At 64.8% G+C, this 19,818-nt stretch carries 16 protein-coding genes; 5 read left to right on the top strand and 11 right to left on the bottom strand.

What is annotated here, in order from left to right; genetic code table 11:
* Positions 1–10 precede the first annotated feature (10 nt).
* The 10 genes from treF to GR702_RS09605 all read right to left on the bottom strand — a co-directional run bounded on the left by treF (position 11) and on the right by GR702_RS09605 (position 10,899).
* Complete coding sequence (gene treF / locus GR702_RS09650) at positions 11–1,657, bottom strand: alpha,alpha-trehalase TreF (RefSeq protein ID WP_160985856.1); 1,647 nt, start codon at positions 1,655–1,657, stop codon at positions 11–13.
* Between the two features lie 153 nt (positions 1,658–1,810).
* On the bottom strand, positions 1,811–3,478 hold the full coding sequence (gene leuA / locus GR702_RS09645) for a 2-isopropylmalate synthase (protein WP_160985690.1): 1,668 nt from the start codon (positions 3,476–3,478) through the stop codon (positions 1,811–1,813).
* Positions 3,479–3,857: 379 nt separating this feature from the next.
* Positions 3,858–4,172 (bottom strand): I78 family peptidase inhibitor, encoded by a 315-nt coding sequence (locus tag GR702_RS09640; RefSeq protein ID WP_160985689.1) that lies wholly within the window; start codon positions 4,170–4,172, stop codon positions 3,858–3,860.
* A gap of 66 nt (positions 4,173–4,238) precedes the next feature.
* A complete protein-coding gene (locus tag GR702_RS09635) occupies positions 4,239–5,711 on the bottom strand; it encodes a hypothetical protein (RefSeq protein WP_202408183.1) in 1,473 nt (490 codons plus the stop codon).
* 177 nt (positions 5,712–5,888) lie between these two features.
* On the bottom strand, positions 5,889–6,146 hold the full coding sequence (locus GR702_RS09630; RefSeq protein ID WP_103095732.1) for an ATP synthase F1 subunit epsilon: 258 nt from the start codon (positions 6,144–6,146) through the stop codon (positions 5,889–5,891).
* A 3-nt stretch (positions 6,147–6,149) separates the two neighbouring features.
* On the bottom strand, positions 6,150–7,607 hold the full coding sequence (gene atpD, locus GR702_RS09625) for a F0F1 ATP synthase subunit beta (protein WP_160985688.1): 1,458 nt from the start codon (positions 7,605–7,607) through the stop codon (positions 6,150–6,152).
* A gap of 24 nt (positions 7,608–7,631) precedes the next feature.
* A complete protein-coding gene (locus tag GR702_RS09620; RefSeq protein WP_160985687.1) occupies positions 7,632–8,507 on the bottom strand; it encodes a F0F1 ATP synthase subunit gamma in 876 nt (291 codons plus the stop codon).
* A 1-nt stretch (position 8,508) separates the two neighbouring features.
* The gene (locus tag GR702_RS09615) at positions 8,509–8,802 is read right to left on the bottom strand and encodes a putative quinol monooxygenase (RefSeq protein WP_160985686.1); all 294 of its coding nucleotides are present in this window, start codon (positions 8,800–8,802) and stop codon (positions 8,509–8,511) included.
* Positions 8,802–10,331: a F0F1 ATP synthase subunit alpha gene (atpA, locus tag GR702_RS09610; RefSeq protein WP_160985685.1), complete on the bottom strand. Its 1,530-nt coding sequence runs from the start codon at positions 10,329–10,331 to the stop codon at positions 8,802–8,804. The genes GR702_RS09615 and atpA overlap by 1 nt, the downstream gene beginning before the upstream one ends.
* Positions 10,332–10,344: 13 nt before the next feature.
* On the bottom strand, positions 10,345–10,899 hold the full coding sequence (locus GR702_RS09605; RefSeq protein ID WP_160985684.1) for a F0F1 ATP synthase subunit delta: 555 nt from the start codon (positions 10,897–10,899) through the stop codon (positions 10,345–10,347).
* 481 nt (positions 10,900–11,380) lie between these two features.
* Here GR702_RS09605 and GR702_RS09600 point away from each other — a divergent pair, with 481 nt between their 5' ends.
* Positions 11,381–12,442: a bifunctional transcriptional activator/DNA repair enzyme AdaA gene (locus tag GR702_RS09600; RefSeq protein ID WP_419880289.1), complete on the top strand. Its 1,062-nt coding sequence runs from the start codon at positions 11,381–11,383 to the stop codon at positions 12,440–12,442.
* Here the strand turns inward: GR702_RS09600 and GR702_RS09595 are convergent.
* Positions 12,431–14,596, bottom strand: coding sequence for a primosomal protein N' (locus tag GR702_RS09595; RefSeq protein ID WP_160985683.1), 2,166 nt, complete (start codon positions 14,594–14,596; stop codon positions 12,431–12,433). The genes GR702_RS09600 and GR702_RS09595 overlap by 12 nt on opposite strands.
* Positions 14,597–14,628: 32 nt before the next feature.
* Here GR702_RS09595 and GR702_RS09590 point away from each other — a divergent pair, with 32 nt between their 5' ends.
* The 4 genes from GR702_RS09590 (at position 14,629) to cysS (ending at position 19,529) form a co-directional block, all read left to right on the top strand.
* Positions 14,629–15,348: a DUF4197 domain-containing protein gene (locus GR702_RS09590; RefSeq protein ID WP_337192564.1), complete on the top strand. Its 720-nt coding sequence runs from the start codon at positions 14,629–14,631 to the stop codon at positions 15,346–15,348.
* 93 nt (positions 15,349–15,441) lie between these two features.
* Entirely contained in the window at positions 15,442–16,092 is a 651-nt protein-coding gene (gene fsa, locus GR702_RS09585) for a fructose-6-phosphate aldolase (RefSeq protein ID WP_160985682.1), read from the top strand.
* A 112-nt stretch (positions 16,093–16,204) separates the two neighbouring features.
* A complete protein-coding gene (cobT, locus tag GR702_RS09580; protein WP_160985681.1) occupies positions 16,205–18,019 on the top strand; it encodes a cobaltochelatase subunit CobT in 1,815 nt (604 codons plus the stop codon).
* A gap of 58 nt (positions 18,020–18,077) precedes the next feature.
* Positions 18,078–19,529, top strand: a complete 1,452-nt coding sequence (gene cysS / locus GR702_RS09575; protein ID WP_160985680.1) for a cysteine--tRNA ligase — start codon at positions 18,078–18,080, stop codon at positions 19,527–19,529.
* Positions 19,530–19,818 lie beyond the last annotated feature (289 nt).

Genomic DNA, 19,818 nt, shown 5'->3' with positions numbered 1-19,818 from the left:
CTCCCTCGCGCTAAGGTGTGGTGACGGTTCCGGGCCCGTTTGAACGCTCGATCAGCTGCGTATACTGCTCGAGGATGGCGCTCGTGACGCCGTTGGTCCAACCGAAGCCATCCTGCAGCGGATATTCTCCTCCACCTCCCGGCCGCACGTCCTCCACGTCGTACTTCTCCAGCATCTTTCCGGTTTCAAGGTAAGTGCGATGGACCGTGTTCAGCCAGCGCGACGCGACCTCACGGGAAAGCGCGTGCTCGCCATAGCGACGCAGGCCCGCGATCCCGACCCACTGGAGCGGCGCCCAGCCGTTGGGCGCGTCCCATTGCTGACCGGTGCGTAAGGTGGTGGTGCGCAGGCCGCCGCGCGCGACAAGGTTCTGGCGCGTCGTTCCCGCCACCGCTCGCGCCTGCGCCGAGTTCGCCATGCCGACGAACAGCGGGTAGAGCGTGGCGCTCGAAAGCACCGGGCCGGGTCGGCCTTCGCGCAGGAGCCAGTCTGCAAAGCGACGTTCCCGGGCGACCCACATGTAACGATCCATCGCGCTATGCCGGGCCTTTGCGCGACCCGCGAACTCCCGCTCGCAGGCAAGGTCCTGCGCCTTTCTGCAGCCTGTTTCGATGCGACGCTCCATCGCCCACATAAGTGCGTTGAGATCGACGGGCACGACATTGCCCGTCTGGATGGAGCCGAGGTCCTGGGGATTGGAAAGCCAGCGCGAACTGAAATCCCAGCCGCTTTCGGCTCCGGCGCGAAGATCGCGGTAAACCTCGGCGGGTGGGCGGGACGAGACCTTTTCGGCGGTGGCCCGATCCTCCGCGAACGATTCATCGCGAGGCGTGTCGCGCCCGTCCCAGTAGCGGTTGAGCAGGCTTCCATCGGGCATGCGCACGATTCGCTCGCACGCGAATGCGGCGCCTGCGCAGCGCTCGCCCGCCATCCAGAATGCATGTTCGCGCCGGAGTGCCGCCAGTCGCCGGGCGTGCACAGCAGGTTCCGTCGTTTTCGACAGGTCGAGCATCAATGCGAAGAAGGGCGGCTGCGAGCGGCTGAGGTAGTATGTCCGGGTGCCGTTTGGTATGTGGCCGAAGCGTTCGATCAGGCTGACGAAATCGTCGATCATGCCTTCGACGAGATCGTCGCGGCCGTCCGCCACCAGGCCCAGCATCGTGAAGTACGAATCCCAGTAGTAGATTTCCCGGAACCGCCCGCCCGGTACGACATAGGGTCGGGGCAGGGTGATGCGTGATCCCGGCGCCGTTGGCTCACCGTCGCCATCGCGGGCCAGTGTCGGCCAGAGTTTGCGGATATGGGCGCGCAGGGAACCCGGATCTGTGTCGTTGACGCCGGGAACGACGAAGCTCGCCAGCACGAAGTTTCTCAGCGCATCTGGCGTCGCGGGGCGAGTGCGGCGATAATCGGCCATGATGACGGCTGGATCACGCCTCGGCACGGCATCGACGAAAGTCTTGCCGTCATCGAAAATGCGCGATTGCTGTACCGCGACGAACAATTCACCAAACAGGTCCGCCGGCGTATCCGCCGCAATCCTGCTCGCAACGCTGGATGAGGGTTCCTTGCTCTCCGCACCTGTCGACAGCAGAGCGATGGCGAGGCTGGAGGCGAGAAGGCTCAGCCTTCCAAGATGGCTCTTTGCCGTCGTCATCGTCACTTCGGAAGCTCCCCAATGCTGCAGGCCGCAGCGATCAGGAACGTGCCGAAGCCGATGCGGTTGCCTCCGCCGGCTACCGACTGGTGTTTGCACGAATGAAAAAGGGCGGCCCAGCGGACCGCCCTTTCGCTTGTTTCGCGCTCCGGCTCAGGCTGCGTTCGCGGCGCTCAGCACGGCCCGGACGCTGGCAGTGGCGACGTCCTCGTCGATACCCACGCCCCAGACCGTGCGGCCATCAGGAAGGACGCACTCCACATAGGCGGCGGCCTGCGCATCGCTGCTCTTGCCCATCGAGTGCTCCGCATAATCACGCACGTCGAGATTGACGCCGAAGCTCTCCGCCAGCGTTGCTGTAACCGAGGAGATGAGGCCGTTGCCCCGCCCGGATACGGACTGTTCCTTGCCATCGACGCCGATCTTGCCGGCGAAGACACGCGTGCCGTCCGGACCCTTGGCCTCGTCCCAGTCGATCAGCTGGAAACGCTGGCCCGCGTTCAGGCGATAGGCCTTCTGGAACACGTCCCAAATGTCCGTCGCCTGCAACTCGCGGCCGAGTTCGTCGGCCAGTTCCTGGACATGCTTGGAGAAGTGTGCCTGCATGCGCTTGGGCAGCTTCAGGCCCTGGTCCTGTTCAATTACCCAGGCAAAGCCGCCCTTGCCGGACTGCGAGTTGACCCGGATCACGGCTTCGTAGTCGCGTCCAAGATCGGCGGGATCGATCGGCAGGTAAGGCACGGCCCAGAGCTCGTCGTTGCGCTTTTCCTGCGCCGCGAAGCCCTTCTTGATGGCGTCCTGATGCGAACCCGAGAATGCGGTGAAGACCAGCTCGCCGCCGTAGGGGTGGCGTTCAGGCACCTTCAGCTGGTTGCAGTATTCCACCGTCTGGATGACTTCGTCGATGTCGGAGAAGTCTAGCTCGGGGTCCACGCCTTGCGTGTACATGTTGAGTGCCACGGTCACCAGGCAGCAGTTGCCGGTGCGTTCGCCATTGCCGAAGAGGCAGCCTTCCACGCGATCGGCTCCGGCCATCAAGCCCAGCTCGGCCGCCGCCACGCCCGTTCCGCGGTCGTTGTGGGTGTGCAGCGAGATCACTGCCGAGGCGCGATTGGGCAGGTTGCGGCAGAAGTACTCGATCTGGTCGGCGTAGATGTTGGGCGTTGCCGCTTCCACGGTGGCCGGCAGGTTGAGGATGATCGGATGCTCGGGCGTGGGCTGGAGGATATTCATTACCGCTTCGCAGCACTCGATCGAGAAATCGAGCTCGGCGGTGGAGAAGGTCTCCGGCGAATATTCGAAATGCCACTTGGTCTGCGGGTAACGCGCGGCCTGGTCGCGCAGGACTTTCGCGCCGTTCTCGGCAATAGCGCGGATCTCGTGCTGTTCCATGCCGAACACCACCGTGCGCCACAGCGGCGAGACCGCGTTGTACAAGTGGACGATGGCCGCATGCACCCCCGCCAGGCTCTCGAACGAGCGCTCGATCAGGTCCTGTCGCGACTGGGTCAGTACCTGCACGAGGACGTCTTCGGGAATGCGGCCCTGATCGACAAGGCCGCGGATGAAGTCGAACTCGGTTGCACCGGCGCTGGGAAAACCGACCTCGATTTCCTTCAGGCCCACTTTCACCAGCAGGTCGAAGAACCGACTCTTCTTCTCAGCGCCCATCGGATCGATCAGCGCCTGGTTCCCGTCACGAAGATCGGTGGAAAGCCAGCGCGGCGCCTTGGTGATGACGCGCGAGGGCCATTGGCGATCCTGCAGCCGGATCTGCGGGAAAGGGCGGTACTTGACCGAAGGGTCTTTCAGCATGGTCATGAAGGGAAACTCGCTCGGTATGGTGTCTGCGTGACAGGCCGCAACGGCCGGATGCTTCAGGTCAGGTCCCCTTGAGCGCCGAGCGCGCCGCAGGCCGACGCGTCACCTCACGCCCAAGGGCGGGTAAGTCGCAGAGCAAGGCCGAGAAGGAGCTTCATGGGGCCAGCGTATGGTCACCGGCGGCGAGCTTGTAAAGAGACAATCGGGAGCGCTTGCACCTTGCAGGGCGGCCCTGGGCGCAAAGGCAGTCCGAAGGCCAGAGACGGATCAGCCAGGTCCGGCCGATCCGCTCTACTCAGGTGCAGGGTTCGCAAGACGAAGACCTTCGGTTCTGGCGGGGCCAGACCTTAGCGGAGGCCCCACCTGCCCTGATCGGTCTTCACGTGCAGCGGAAGCGGGTGATGGTCCCCTGTGCATCGACCTCGATGTTCAGCCGATCGGGTCGATAGTCCATCGTCATGACAGAGCCGGGCTTCAGGACCCGGACCGGGCTTTTACCGCGCCACGCCTGGATGGCGGCGATGACCTCATCGGTGGCTTTCCGGCCAAGGTAGGAGCCAAGCTGATCTGCGCCGCAGGCGGGCTCTTCCATCGGCGGAGCCGGCAGAGACGCCTCGGGCTGCGCACCCGTGCAAGCGCCAAGCGCCATGGCCAACAGGGAAGAGGCGACGAAGGACTTTGCGGGAAGAGTCATCATGGTCTCCAGTGCTGAACCGCCAACCTAGCGTTGCCTGCTGCAGACGCAACAGGACGGTTCGCCTCAATCAGGAGCACATGCGCTGAACACAAGCTGACGCTGGGGCCCATTGTGGTCGTAGATGGTGAAGCCGCGCTTGCGTCCACACGCGCTCACATATTCGTCCACCATGCGTACGGTTGCCGGGTTCAACGGAGAAGACGGAAGCGGAACCTGAACGATCACGCTTTCGGGGCGGGAGGCGAGCACGCGGCGCACCTCCGTCACCGGATCGAAGCCGGTCCACTCACGCGATTCGTACAGGTGCGGAGCGAAGGCGAGGGGAGTGACCGGCTCGGCACCGACGAGAGAGTAGAGGTAGCTCGGTGCGCCCCAGACAAGGAGCCTGCGCGATGGCGTCACTTCGCGGACATGGTCGAGCAGAGCCTGCGCGGCCGGCCGTGCACGCCATCTGTCCTGCAGATGAAAGCTTCCGGACAGCAGCAGGCTCAATGCGACGAGCGCGACGAGTCCCGGAAGGATCCTGCGACGGCCCGCAAAGTACCCGGTGCACAGGATCGCGAGCGGAGGCAGGGCCGCCTGCGCATAGTGCACGAAGATGTTCGGGAACAGGAAGAGAAGAGCCAGCGCGACTGCCGCCCACAGGACCAGGAAACGCAGGATGGGGCCTCGTTCGGGTGCGTCGTTGCGCAGCGTGTGCCATCCCATCGCTGCAAAGATCAGCGGAATGGCCATCATGCCTGCCATGATCAGCACGCGCCTGCCGCGAATTTCGGGATCGGCATAGCTGCGGCTGAAGTTGGAAGTGACCATGGCGTTCCACAGTTCGGCGAAGTGCCCGTGCAGCCAGTAGAATCCCCCTGTCGCGATCATCGGCAGCATACCGGCAAGGGCAAGCAGCATCGCTCTCCACGCCACGCCGGAAGCGGGCAGGGGTGACCGGCACAGCAGCACGAGAGCCGTCGAGCCGAACAGGATGCCTTCGAATGCCGCCGTCTGCTTGATGGCTATCGCCAGTCCGGCACAGAAGAAGGCCAGGACCAGGCCGGCATCGATCCGGCCACTGCGCAGCAGATCGAAGCGCGCGATTATCAGCGCCGCAGCGCCGATCGTCAGCGAGTTGAAGAAGACGCCTGCCTCGAGATTGCCGCCCTCGAAGCGGTCGAGGAGCGCGAGATAGACGATCCCGGCCAGAAAGGCAGGAACAGGATCGGCGATCCTGCGGGCGATGCGGCTGACGCCATAAGCACCAAGTCCCGCCGAAACCGTCGCTGCGAGCTGGTAGGCCAGCATGGACGGCCAGACCATCCCAATACCCGCAAAGATCAGGTAGAGGAGGGGACCCTTGCGATCCCATATATCGACGTAAAGAAGATCGCCGCCACGCAGGCGATCACCCACGAGCGCGTAGAACTGATCGTCGATGCCGAAATTCCACTCGCCGAAAGCCGGGCTGCGGATGAGAGTCGCAAAGGCGAGAAGCGCGATGATCTGCGCAAGGCGGTCCCGCCTGTCATCCGCCAGCAGTACCTTCATCACGACCTCCAGACGGTCCGCACGCTAAGTCAGCAGGTGTTACGATCGGGCGAACGGCATTGCGAACGATCGGGATGGGGGCCAGCGGCGGACATGAAAAGAGCGCCGCCGGTCTCCCGGTGACGCTCTTTCGATCTTCCAGGCCGCATCGGACCATCAGCCCGGCGGGCCTGCCGATCAGCCCTCTACGTGCTCGGCCAGAACGGTGAGGCCCGCATCGCCCACTTCGGCGAAGCCGCCGGTGATGCGGATTTCCTCAGGCGCGCCGTTTTCGGTTCGATAGACCTTCAGCGCACCGTCGGCGATGGTCGACATGAAAGGCGCATGGCCCGCGAGCACGCCGAACTCGCCTTCCGTGCCGGGGACGACCACCATGTGGACATCCTCGGAACGGACCAGCTTCGCAGGCGTGACGAGTTCGAAGTGCAGCGGCATGGATCAGGCCTCCGCGGCCAGCTTCTTGGCCTTCTCGACCGCCTCGTCGATGCCGCCGACCATGTAGAAAGCCGCTTCCGGCAGGTGGTCGTACTCGCCGTCGACAACGGCCTTGAAGGACTTTACGGTGTCTTCCAGCTGCACGAACTTGCCCGAGATGCCAGTGAAGACCTCGGCAACGTGGAAGGGCTGCGAAAGGAACTTCTGGATCTTGCGCGCACGGGCGACGGTGAGCTTGTCCTCTTCCGAGAGCTCATCCATGCCCAGGATCGCGATGATGTCCTGCAGCGACTTGTACTTTTGCAGGGTTTCCTGAACGCGGCGCGCGGTCTCGTAGTGCTCGGCGCCGACGATGCGGGGCTCCAGCACGCGCGAGGTCGAGTCGAGCGGGTCGACCGCCGGGTAGATGCCCAGTTCCGAGATGGCGCGGTTCAGAGTCGTCGTTGCGTCAAGGTGCGCGAACGAAGTCGCCGGCGCAGGGTCGGTAAGGTCGTCCGCGGGAACGTAGATCGCCTGGACCGAGGTGATCGAACCCTTGGTGGTCGACGTAATGCGCTCCTGCAGCGCGCCCATGTCCGTCGACAGGGTCGGCTGGTAGCCCACTGCCGAAGGAATACGGCCGAGCAGCGCCGACACCTCCGCGCCCGCCTGCGTGAAGCGGAAGATGTTGTCGACGAAGAACAGGACGTCCTGGCCTTCCTGGTCGCGGAAGTACTCGGCCATGGTCAGGCCCGAGAGAGCGACGCGTGCACGCGCGCCCGGGGGCTCGTTCATCTGGCCGAAAACGAGCGCGACCTTCGAACCGTCCGAGGTGGCGTTGCCCTCGGCGTCCTTCGCGATGACGCCCGCGTCGAGGAACTCGTGGTAGAGGTCGTTACCCTCGCGGGTGCGCTCGCCGACGCCGGCGAAGACGGAGACGCCGCCGTGGCCCTTGGCGATGTTGTTGATCAGTTCCTGAATCAGAACCGTCTTGCCCACGCCCGCGCCGCCGAACAGGCCGATCTTGCCGCCCTTGGCGTAAGGAGCGAGGAGGTCGATGACCTTGATGCCGGTGACGAGGATCGCCGCTTCGGTCGACTGATCGACGAACTCGGGAGCCTTGGCGTGGATGGGGGCGAACTGGTCGGCGCCGATCGGACCGCGCTCGTCGATGGGATCACCCACGACGTTCATGATGCGGCCAAGGGTCTTGGGGCCGACCGGCACCGAGATCTGCTGGCCGGTGCTGCGCACGTCCTGGCCGCGGGTCAGGCCGTCGGTCCCGTCCATGGCGATGGTGCGGACGGTGTTCTCGCCGAGGTGCTGTGCGACTTCGAGAACCAGCTTCTGGCCGTTGTTCTCGGTCTCCAGAGCGGAGAGGATGGCAGGCAGTTCGCCTTCGAAGGTCACGTCGACGACGGCGCCGATGACCTGGCTGATCTTGCCGGTAGTGGTGAGGTTGAGCACGGGTGCAGTGGCCATTTCGGTTTCCTTGCCTGCGATGACTTAGAGCGCTTCCGCGCCCGCGATGATTTCGACGAGTTCGGTGGTGATCGCAGCCTGACGGGTGCGGTTGTAGACGATGGTCAGCTTGCGGATCAGGTCGCCAGCGTTGCGCGTGGCGTTGTCCATCGCCGTCATCGATGCGCCCTGTTCGGACGCGGCGTTCTCGAGCAGTGCGCCGAAGATCTGCGTCTTCAGGTAGCGCGGCAGCAGCGCAGCGAGGATTTCCTCCTCGTCCGGCTCGTACTCGGTGACGGCATCGGCGACCGGTGCAGCAGCCTTGGGAGCCGGAACCGGGATGATCTGCTGGTCCGTGGGTTCCTGCAGAAGCGCAGAGCGGAACTTCGAGTAGAACAGGTGCGCCACGTCGAACTTGCCCGCCTCGTACATGGCGACGAGTTCGTCAGCGATGCGCTCAGCCTCGTTGAAGCCGGGATCGCGCACATCGGTGGTGTCGAACATGTGGGCGATCTGGCTGGGGTACTCGCGGCGGATCACCGCGCGGCCCTTGCGGCCGATCAGGTAGAACAGGACGGTCTTGCCCTGCGCTTCCAGTTCCTGCGCCTTGACGCGGGCGGCCTTGACGATGTTCGAGTTGAACGCGCCGGCCAGGCCCTTGTCCGAGTTGGCGACGACGAGGAGGTGAACCTTGTCGCTGCCGGTCCCTGCGAGCAGCCTCGGGCTGTTCTCGGAGACGGTGATCTTCGAGGCGAGCGAGCCCATCACTTCGGCGAGACGTGCGGCGTAAGGGCGCGCGGCCTCGGCGGCGGCCTGCGCCTTGCGCAGCTTGGCCGCGGCGACCATCTGCTTGGCCTTGGTGATCTTCTGGGTCGACTTGACCGAGTTGATGCGGCCCTTGAGTTCTTTAAGGCTGGCCATGTCAGTCCTTCAATTCCTTCACTTCCACCAGCGTGGGAGCATCTCGCAGCCAGTCTTCGTACTGAGCGAACACGGCCTTGGTGTAGTCTTGGGCGTGGTGGAAATCGAACGCCGCGCGATCGGCCCAGCGTTCGAAGATGTAGAGGTTCGACGTTCCATCAGCCGCCCGATAGGGCTCGAAGTGCTCGCAACCTGCCTCGTCGCGCGTTTGCGGCACGATTGCGGCGACGGCGTCCCGGGCATCGTCGAGATGCTCGGGCTTGACCGGGATGGTTGCGAACACCGTATAGCTCATCAGGCGAACTGCTTGGCGAAGGCGTCGAGCGCGGCCTTGGTCTTGCTCTTCGCTTCGTCGCCGAAGTCCTTGGTGGTGCGGATCAGGTCCAGCACGTCCTGGTGCTCCGAATGCATGTAGGTCAGCATTTCGGTCTCGTAGGTCGTGACACGGTCCACCGGCAGGGCATCGAGGTAGCCGTTGGTGCCCGCGAAGATCGACACGGTCTGCTCCTCGAAAGCGAGCGGCGAGAACTGCTTCTGCTTGAGCAGCTCGGTCAGGCGCGCGCCGCGGTTGAGCAGCTTCTGGGTCGAGGCGTCGAGGTCGGAGCCGAACTGCGCGAAAGCCGCCATCTCGCGGTACTGCGCGAGCTCCAGCTTGATCGAGCCGGCAACCTTCTTCATCGCCTTGGTCTGGGCCGAGCCGCCGACGCGCGAGACCGACAGGCCGACGTTGATGGCGGGGCGGATGCCCTGGTAGAACAGGCCGGTCTCAAGGAAGATCTGGCCGTCAGTGATCGAGATCACGTTGGTCGGGATGTAGGCCGACACGTCGCCCGCCTGCGTCTCGATAATCGGCAGCGCGGTCAGCGAGCCCGAGCCGTTCTCGTCGTTAAGCTTGGCGGCGCGCTCCAGCAGGCGGCTGTGGAGATAGAAGACGTCGCCGGGGTAGGCTTCGCGGCCCGGCGGGCGGCGCAGCAGGAGCGACATCTGGCGATAGGCGACCGCCTGCTTGGAGAGATCGTCATAGACGATCACGGCATGCATGGCGTTGTCGCGGAAGAATTCGCCGATGGCAGCGCCGGTGTAGGGCGCGAGGTACTGCAGCGGTGCGGGCTCAGAAGCGGTCGCGGCGACGACGATGGAATATTCCATCGCGCCGTTCTCTTCCAGCTGGCGCACGATCTGCGCCACGGTCGAGCGCTTCTGGCCGACGGCGACGTAGATGCAGTAAAGCTTCTTGCTCTCGTCGTCGCCCTTGTTCGCTTCCTTCTGGTTGATGAAGGTGTCGATGGCAACGGCCGACTTGCCGGTCTGGCGGTCACCGATGATCAGCTCGCGCTGGCCGCGACCCACGGGGACGAGGGCGTCGATCGCCTTCAGGCCGGTCTGAACGGGCTCGTGCACCGACTTGCGCGGGATGATGCCGGGAGCCTTCGCTTCGACGCGGGCGCGCTTCTCGGCGACGATCGGGCCCTTGCCGTCGATCGGATTGCCGAGTGCGTCCACCACGCGGCCGAGCAGGCCCTTGCCTACGGGTACGTCGACGATGGTGTTGGTGCGGCTGACGCTGTCGCCTTCCTTGATCTCGGCGTCCGAGCCGAAGATCACGACGCCGACGTTGTCCGCTTCGAGGTTGAGAGCCATGCCCTGCACGCCGTTGGCGAAGCGCACCATTTCACCGGCCTGAACATTGTCGAGCCCATGGATGCGGGCGATGCCGTCGCCGACCGACAGAACCGAACCGACCTCGGAAACCTGGGCCTCGGTGCCGAAGCTGGCGATCTGGTCCTTGATGACCTTCGAGATTTCTGCTGCGCGGATATCCATTGTTCTGCCTTTCTTAGCCCTTCATGGCCTGGGCGAGCGAATTGAGACGGGTGCGGATCGAGCTGTCGATGCGCTTGGAGCCGATGGTGACGACGAGGCCACCGAGCAGCTCGGGATCGACGCTGGTCCTGATCTTGACGGAACGGCCCTCTCGCGCCTCGAGCTTCTGGCGCAGCTGTTCGACCTGTTCGTCGTTGAGGGCGTGGGCCGAAGTGACTTCAGCGGTCGCCTCGCCGCGCTGGGCGGCTGCGATGGCCGCGAAAGCGCGGATGATCTGGGGCAGGGCCGAAAGGCGGCGGTTGCCGGCCAGGACGCCCAGGAAGTTTCGGGTGAGCTGCGAAAGCCCCAGTACGCCGGCGACCGAATCCATCGCTGCTGCCGCGGCTTCGCGGCTGACCTGCGGATTGCGAATCAGCGCTGCAAACTCGTCGCTCTCGCGGATTGCCTGGCCGATATTGTCGAGGTCGGTCTCCACCGCCGAAACGGTGCCATTTTCGCTGGCAAGATCAAACAGCGCCGAAGCGTAGCGTCCTTGCAAGCTGGCCTTGATGCCCCCGGAATTCTCCACGCGCGTCCTATCCTTACATCGGGTGGGCTGAGGCACTGGGGGTACGACGCGACAGCGCGCTCCCCCGGCCCGCAGACGGGGCGCGCATAGCGACGATACTGTTACGATGCAAGGTGCGGCTTGGTGATCCGGGGTAAAGGGCCGGTATTTGGTTTGACCGCAAGATGCGGGAAGCGCCCGGGCAAGGGCAGTGCCATGCCGTTGTCCTGAGGGCGGGAACTTCGCCGGATGAACGGTCCTGCCGCGCTGGGCCTTGGTCTCGAGGGTGGTGAAATATGAAGCCGGGTACTTTCCGGAGCGGTGAAAACAGGTGCCCCAAGATAGGTGTTTGCAGAAACCGAGCCACGTAGCCACGTAGCGCAGACGCGATATGTGGCAGCGCTTCGAAAAGACCAATCCGTCCGGCCGGGCCGAGACGACGGCAACGATACTCGAGGAAACAGGACAGGGATCGTGCTGCCAGCAATCGGGAAGGGCGAAAATGATGATGTCTGATGAGCAGGTGTCCGAGGAAGCAGCCTGGCAGGCTGTGCTCGCGCGTGACGGAACGTTCGACGGGCGGTTCGTCACCGGAGTGCTTTCCACGGGCATATACTGTCGCCCCTCGTGCGCGGCGCGCCACCCCCGGCGAGAGAACGTGCGCTTCTTTGCGGGGCCGGATGCTGCGGAAGAGGCGAGACTGCGCGCCTGCCTTCGCTGCTCTCCCCGCAGTGTCTCCCGCGAGGAAGAAGCGGTGGCCCGGGCGCTCGCGCGCATTGGCGATGGCTCAGACGCGCCGACGCTGGCGCAGCTTTCCAGCGAGGTGGGTTACAGCCCGGCGCACTTCCAGCGAGTGTTCAAGCGCGCGGTCGGGGTCACTCCCGCACAATATGTCCGCACGCAGCGCATGGCGCGGGCGGGCGAGGTCCTCAGTGGCGGTAACAGCGTGACGAAAGCGATCTACGAAGCGGGTTTTGGCGCACCGTCCCGTTTCTACGAGAACAGCCGAGACAGGCTGGGCATGACGCCCTCTGCATGGCGCGACGGCGGTTCGGGCGTCACTATCCGATGGGCGGTCGTCGAGACCACTCTTGGCAGGATGCTCGTCGCCGCGACGGAGAAGGGGATCTGTCGCCTGTCGTTCTCGGAGGAGCCGGACCATCTGCGCGCGCGCTTTCCCCGGGCCGATCTCGTCGAAGGAGGCGAGGCCTTCGAGGGCTTGCTGCAGGACGTCGTGAGCGCGGTGGAGCAGCCCGGATGTTCACGGACCATACCTCTCGACGTGCAGGGGACCGTCTTCCAGGAAGCGATCTGGCGCGAACTGCAGCGCATTCCTGCGGGCGAGACCCGCAGCTATGCGCAGCTGGCCGCTGCAGTGGGACGCCCGGGTGCGGTGCGCGCCGCAGGCTCGGCGAACGCGGCCAACAACGTGGCGGTCCTGATCCCCTGTCACAGGGTCGTGCGCTCCGACGGCACCCTTGGCGGCTATGCTTATGGAGAGGCGCTCAAGCGCGACCTCCTGCGCCGGGAGCAGGGGGGCGACCGGTCGCGGCTAGACGAATGAATAGGGATCGATGTCGATGTTGACCCTTACGCCGCGAGGGAACTCGAGCGGGGCCAGCCACTCGCGCAGCGTCTTCTGCAATTCCGCGGAGCGGCGGGCATTGATGAGCAGCCGGAAGCGGTGACGTCCACGCAGCAGGGATAGCGGGGCAGGGGCCGGGCCCAGCACCATCATGTCCGGCAGGTTGGGCGCGGTTCCGCCGATCGCTCGCGCGGCGGCAAGGGCTTCCGCCTGGTCTTCCGAGCTGACGATTATGGCGGCCCAACGCCCGAAGGGAGGCGCACCGGCATCCCGGCGAGCCTCTGTCTCCGCCGCGTAGAAGGCATCACGGTCGCCGTTCGCCAGCGCTTCGATGACAGCGGCCTCGGGGTGCCGGGTCTGGATCAGGACGACTCCCGGCTTCTCGCCGCGCCCGGCTCGCCCTGCGACCTGCGCGACCTGCTGGTAGGTCCGCTCGGCGGCTCTCAGGTCGCCACCCTCAAGACCCAGGTCCGCGTCGACCACGCCGACCAGAGTCAGTTCCGGAAAGTGATAACCTTTCGTCACCAACTGGGTGCCGATGATCACGTCGATGGCACGCCCTTCCGCCATGGCGACGAAATCGCCGATCGCCTCGGGCGTGTTCATGGTATCGGAAGTCACCAGCGCGGTGCGCGCTTCAGGCAGGATTTCCGCCACCTCGTCGGCGATGCGCTCCACGCCGGGGCCGCAGGCGACGAGACAGTCTCCGGTGCCGCATTCGGGGCATGCCTCGGGCACAGGGACCTCGTGGCCGCAATGGTGGCAGGCCAGGCGCTTGCTGAACCTGTGCTCGACGAGCCAGGCCGTGCAGTTGGGGCACTGGAAGCGATAGCCGCAATGCCGGCAGAGCGTGAGCGGGGCATAGCCTCTCCGATTCAGGAACAGCAGGGACTGCTCTCCCTTGGCGAGCCGGTCCTTCATCTGCTCGACAAGTCGCGGAGCCAGCCACCGTCCTCGTTCCGGCGCTTCGCTGCGCAAGTCGAGTATCTGAATATCGGGCAGCTGGGCGCCGCCGAAACGGCTCGGCAGTTCCAGCTTCCGGTACACTCCGGCCTCGGCAAGCTGCATCGATTCGAGGGCGGGAGTGGCGCTCGCGAGGATCACAGGGATGCTCTCGAACTTGGCTCGCATCACCGCCACGTCGCGCGCGTTGTAGCGCACGCCGTCGTCCTGCTTGAACGAGACTTCGTGGGCCTCGTCGACGACTATGAGGCCGAGCCTTGCGTATGGCAGGAACAGCGCGGAACGTGCGCCCACGACCACCTGCGCTTCTCCGCGGACGATCGCACGCCACGCCCGCCGCCTTTCGCTCGACTTGAGCGATGAGTGCCAAAGAAGCGGGGGAACGCCGAATCGATGCTCGAAACGCCTAAGGAAGTTCTCGGTGAGCGCGATCTCGGGAAGGAGAACAAGTATCTGCCGTTCCAGCTGAAGCGCTTCGGCAACCGCTTCGAAATAGCACTCCGTCTTTCCCGAGCCGGTGACGCCATCGAGGAGGAACGGCGCGAATTCCCCATCGCGGACAGCCGTCACGAAAGTGTCCGCGGCCGCGCGTTGCTCGGCGCTCAGGTCAGGAGCGGCAAAGTCGGCCCAGGCGGCAGGGTAGGGCCGATCAAGGTCCACCGTCACCGGCTCCAGCAGCCCTGCTCCCACCATGCCGCGCAGAACGCCTTCGGAAACGCTGGCAAGCTCCGCCAGTTCGCGGATGGATGCCTGCTCGCCTTGAAGCGCATCCAGCGCCGCAGCGCGCCGCGGCGTCATGCGGGCAGGCTCCGCGCCCGTAAGGCGGTACTCGGTAGTGGTGCCGCCGCCCCGGAGGGCGGCCATGCTCCCCAGCGCCATGCGAGCCACTGCCGAGAGCGGCGCGCAGTAGTAATCCGCCGTCCATTCGATCAGCCGTCGCAGGCGTTCCGGGATGGAAGGGACCGGCATGACGTCGAGCAGGGCTCGCAGTTTCGATTCAGGCACTTCCTGCGCATTGAGGCGTTCAGGCTCCCAGACAATGCCCAGCACCTGTCGCGGGCCGAGCGGGGCCATGACGATCGATCCGAATTCAATCGTCATTCCCGGTGGCACGCGATAGTCGAGGACGCCAAGGGCGGCGTTGAAGACGAGGAGTCGGACGCGGTTCATCTGGCGCCATATAGGCACTGGCGGAATGGCTCGTGAAGGAGTTCGAGATGGGCAATTGGGGATCGTGCGTGGATGAAGCTTTCAAGAGCGGGTTGGGGCGCCGCACGTTCCTGGGGGGAATCATGGCTTCCGCCGCGCTTGCGCTGCCTGGTTGCGCAACGCTGGGTCGCCCGAGCGAAACCGACGTCATCGAACGCCTCATGCTCGTTTCCACGCAGCGCGCCTTTGCCCGCCTGACGCAACCGGACGGCTTCTGGGACAGCACCGTCGCCCGGATCGACCTGCCCGTGCTGTTCGGCAAGCCGGGGTCGCGCGTGGCCAAAGTGCTCAAGTCACCCCTCTTCCGGGAAAGGCTGCAGCACGAACTCAACACCATTGCCGAGGACGGCGCCCGTGTCGCCGCTCCGCTGGTCTACGACGCCGTTCGCGGGATGACCGTCTCGGACGCGCTTGCTATCCTGCGCGGCGGCGATACGGCTGCGACGACTTTCCTGCGCCAGTCGATGGGCGCATCGCTCGTCAATGCCATGATCCCGGAGCTCGGCCGGGTCATGCAGGCCACGGAAGATCCCTTGCTCAATCAGGCAATATCCGCGCTTGCCGGCGTGAACATCGGCGATGCCGCACATGCTCTCGCGCTCGCCGCGGACAATGCCATCTGGTACGAGATCGGAGCGCAGGAAGGTGAAATCCGGAGAAACCCGGAGTCCACCAACGATCCCATGCTGATCGGAGCGCTCAAGGCTCTCTAACGCGGAGAAACGCGTGCTGGCCCCGGCGCTGCGCCTTCCCTATAGGGGCGGCCAGAATCGCCGGGCGAGCCGGTATTGCAGGATCATATCGCCATGAAGTTCTTCGTCGACACCGCAGAAATCGCCGACATCCGCGAGCTCGCCGAAACGGGCCTGCTCGACGGTGTCACCACCAATCCTTCGCTCATCGCCAAATCCGGCCGCGACTTCATGGAAGTGACTCGCGAGATCTGCGGGATCGTCGATGGGCCGGTCAGCGCCGAAGTGGTGGCGCTCGATCACGCCGGCATGATGCGCGAGGCTGAAATCCTGCGCAGGATCGCCGATAACGTCTGCATAAAGGTGCCGCTCACCATCGACGGTCTGAAGACCTGCAAGGCGCTCTCCGGCGAGGGCACGATGGTCAACGTGACGCTATGCTTCTCCGCCAATCAGGCCCTGCTTGCCGCCAAGGCCGGCGCGACCTTCGTGTCACCCTTCATCGGCCGGCACGACGACAATGGCCTCGATGGCATGGACCTGATCAGCGACATTCGTCTGATCTACGACAACTATGCATTCGAGACGGAAATCCTGGCGGCTTCGATCCGTCATGGTGTGCACGTCCTGCAGGCCGCAAAAATCGGTGCCGACGTGATGACCGCGCCTCCCGCCGTCATCAAGGGCCTGTTCAAGCACGTCCTTACCGAAAAGGGCATCGAAGGCTTCATGGCCGACTGGGCGAAGACCGGCCAGTCGATCTGATCCGGGAAAGCCTCCGCCTCCTCCCGCTGTAGGGGAGGGGGCAGGGGCGAGCACGGTTTTTCCGCGCCATAGCCTATTTGAGCATGTCCCGCCGATGCGCTAGGCGGAGAGCATGTCCGACGAATCCCCTGCAGATCGCTTCAAGTCCGTCCTGGCCGGCGCCTCGCGCGCGATCGCGCAGGAAAGGGAGATCGAGGTCAACTGGACCGCCGATGCGCCCAGTTCCACCGGCGGGACCTTCCGTGTGCCGATGCCGGGCCGCAGCCTGCCTCATGCCGCTGCCATGCAGGCGCGCGGTTACGCCGATAGCTTCGCGCTCAAGCTGCGCCACCACGACGATCGCCTGCACATGCGCAAGGCTCCTTCCGAACCGTCTGCACGCGCGGCCTACGACGCCGTAGAGGCGGTGCGCTACGAGGCGCTGGGGGCCAACGCCTATTCGGGAATGGCGGCAAACCTGGATGCGGCGCTCATGGCGCGCATCGCATCCGACCCGATCTCCCGCGCCGATACACCCGACGCCGTTCCAATCCCGGCCGCGCTCGCGCTGCTGCTGCGTGAACGGCTGACCGGGCAACCGATCCCCGATGTTGCGCTGCCCGGTGTCGAGCTGGTCCGTCAGTGGATTGAACGCAAGGCCGGTGCCGACTTCGACGCGCTGGCGACTTCGCTGGACGATCAGCAGGCCTTCCAGTCGCTTTCGCTCGACATGCTGCAGCACCTCGAACTTACCCGTGCCGAGGAAATGCCGCAGGAACCCAACGACGCCGATGACATGGACGGCGACGAGGAAACCGAGGAGCAGGAGGAAGGCGGCGACGAAGGGCAGGACCAGCAGCCTGCCGAAATGGCGGCGGAGCCTGCGCAGGGCGACGACGAAGGCGAGAGCGAAGCCGAAGGCGAGACCTCCGACGACATGGAGGAAGGCGAGGAGGGCCAGGAAGGGGACGAGGGCATGCTCCCGGTCCGTCCGAACCGCCCTTGGACCGACATCCCCGACAGCTTCGACTACAAGGTCTTCACCGAGACGTTCGACGAAGTCGTGGTCGCTTCGGAACTGTGCGACGAGGAGGAACTCACGCGCCTTCGCGCCTATCTCGACGCGCAGCTGAAAGGGCTGCAGGGCGTGGTGACGCGTCTCGCCAATCGGTTGCAGCGCCGGCTGATGGCGCAGCAGAACCGGTCATGGGACTTCGACCAGGAAGAGGGCCTCCTCGATGCGGCGAGGCTTGCCCGCGTGGTCGTCTCGCCCGGGCAGTCGCTGTCCTACAAGGTCGAGCGGGATGTCGAGTTCAAGGACACCGTCGTCACGCTCCTTCTCGATAACTCCGGTTCCATGCGCGGGCGGCCAATTTCCATCGCGGCGATCAGCGCAGACGTTCTTGCGCGCACGCTCGAGCGGTGCGGGGTCAAGGTTGAGATCCTGGGCTTCACCACGCGGGCCTGGAAGGGCGGGCAGAGCCGGGAGGCATGGCTTGCAAGCGGGAAACCGCAGCATCCGGGCCGCCTCAACGATCTTCGCCACATCATCTACAAGAAGGCAGACGAACCCTGGCGGCGCGCTCGCAAGAACCTGGGCCTGATGATGCGCGAAGGGCTTCTCAAGGAGAACATCGACGGCGAAGCGCTGATGTGGGCACACCAGCGGATGCTGGCGCGTCCCGAGGACCGGCGTATCCTCATGGTCATCTCGGACGGTGCACCGGTGGACGATTCGACCCTCTCGGTGAACTCCGCAGGCTACCTGGAGGCACATCTTCGCCGCGTGATCGAGTGGATCGAAAGCAAGTCGCCGGTCCAGCTTGTCGCCATCGGCATCGGTCACGATGTCACACGCTACTACCGCCGTGCCGTCACGATCATGGACGCGGAGCAGCTTGGCGGCACGATGATCGAGCAACTGGCAGGTCTGTTCGAGGAAGAGTGAGTCGAGGCGCGGCGCGGCGCGGCTTGACTGCCGCAGTCCGCCGCCTATTCCGCAGCCCATGACCGACGCACCGCATCTCACGCTTTTCAACAGCCTCACTCGCCGGCTCGAACCGTTCGAGCCGGTCCATCCCGGCGAGGCGCGGGTCTATACGTGCGGGCCGACGGTCTACAACTACCCGCATATCGGCAATATGCGTGCCTATGTCTTCGCCGATGTCCTCGGCCGCACGCTGAGCCACAAGGGCTACAAGCTCACCCACGTCATCAACATCACCGATGTCGGCCATCTGACCGACGATGCCGATGCGGGCGAGGACAAGATGGAGAAGATGGCGAGGGCGCAGGCGCAATCCATCTGGGACATCGCCGCGCATTACACGCACGCCTACTGGGCGGATATCAAGGCGCTTAACATCCGCCAGCCCGCCAGATGGTCGATCGCCACCGATTACGTGCCGCAGATGATCGCGTTCGCCGAGAAGATCGCCGCCCGGCACTGCTACGAACTGGAAAGCGGCCTATACTTCGATGTCTCCACCGTCTCGGACTACGGGCGCCTTGCGCGTGCCGTGACAGAGGAGGGCGAGGGCCGGATCGAAGCGGTGGAAGGCAAGCGCAACGCTGCGGACTTTGCAATCTGGCGAAAGACCCCCGCGGGCGAGACGCGGCAGATGGAGTGGGATTCGCCATGGGGAAGGGGCGCTCCGGGATGGCATCTTGAATGTTCGGTGATGTCCGGGGATCTCCTCGGCTTCCCCTTCGACATCCATACCGGCGGCATCGATCACCGGGAAATCCATCACCCCAACGAGATTGCGCAGAACCAGGCGTTCTGCTGCACCAACGGCCTCGATGCGCCCGCAAATTCCGGCGCTAAGATATGGATGCACAACAACTTTCTTGTCGAGCGCTCGGGCAAGATGAGCAAGTCCTCGGGTGAGTTCCTGCGCCTTCAGCTCCTGATCGACAGGGGGTATCATCCGCTGGGCTATCGCATGATGTGCCTGCAGGCGCATTACCGCAGCGAGCTGGAATTCAGCTGGGAAGGCCTGGCGGCCGCGCTGGTGCGCCTCAAGCGGATGATCATCGTGGCCGAACGTCTTCAGGACGTGGAACCCGGGGACCCGGCGCATCCTAAGCTGGCGCCCATGCTCGAAACATTCGAGAAGGCGATCGGCGACGATCTGAACACGGCCATCGCGCTTACGGCGCTGGAAGACGTGCTGGGGGCCAAGAAAGTGGACCCGGCGGCGAAACGGGCGGCTGTCGAGGCGATGGACGCGGTGTTGGGGCTCGATCTTTTCGGAACCTCCCGGGCCGACTTGCGCCTGCGTCCCACCACTGCGAGTGTGCAAGAACGCGAGATCGAGGACGTGCTCGCGCGGCGCCGGCAGGCAAGAGCCGACAAGGACTTCGCCACATCGGATCACCTGCGGGACGAGCTTGCGGGCAAGGGCGTGGAGGTGATGGACGGCGATTCGCTCGGGTGGGAGTGGAAGCTCGGCTGACGCTGCCCGGAGGGACATATATAGCGCTGCTGCGACAAGGGTGCAACCACGCCTCGCCCAATCGGGGACACGCACGGCTCAGCAGTTCCCGAGTGACAGAACGGCAACTGAGCATGCGATTCCGGCTCTTGTCACGCTTGTTCCAGCTGTCGATCATCGGCCCTTAACAGCCCGCTGCCGAAGTCGATTTTTCGGGACGGCGCTCAGCCCGGCCCCGCAGACATGATGATCAGCAGCACGCCGGCTTCGGCTGCGACTTGGCCGACGAGGGCGAAGATCAGCGCGTTTT

Source organism: Novosphingobium silvae, assembly GCF_009856825.1.
Taxonomy (GTDB): Bacteria; Pseudomonadota; Alphaproteobacteria; order Sphingomonadales; family Sphingomonadaceae; genus Novosphingobium; species Novosphingobium silvae.
This window is presented reverse-complemented; position numbering and strand designations above follow the sequence as displayed.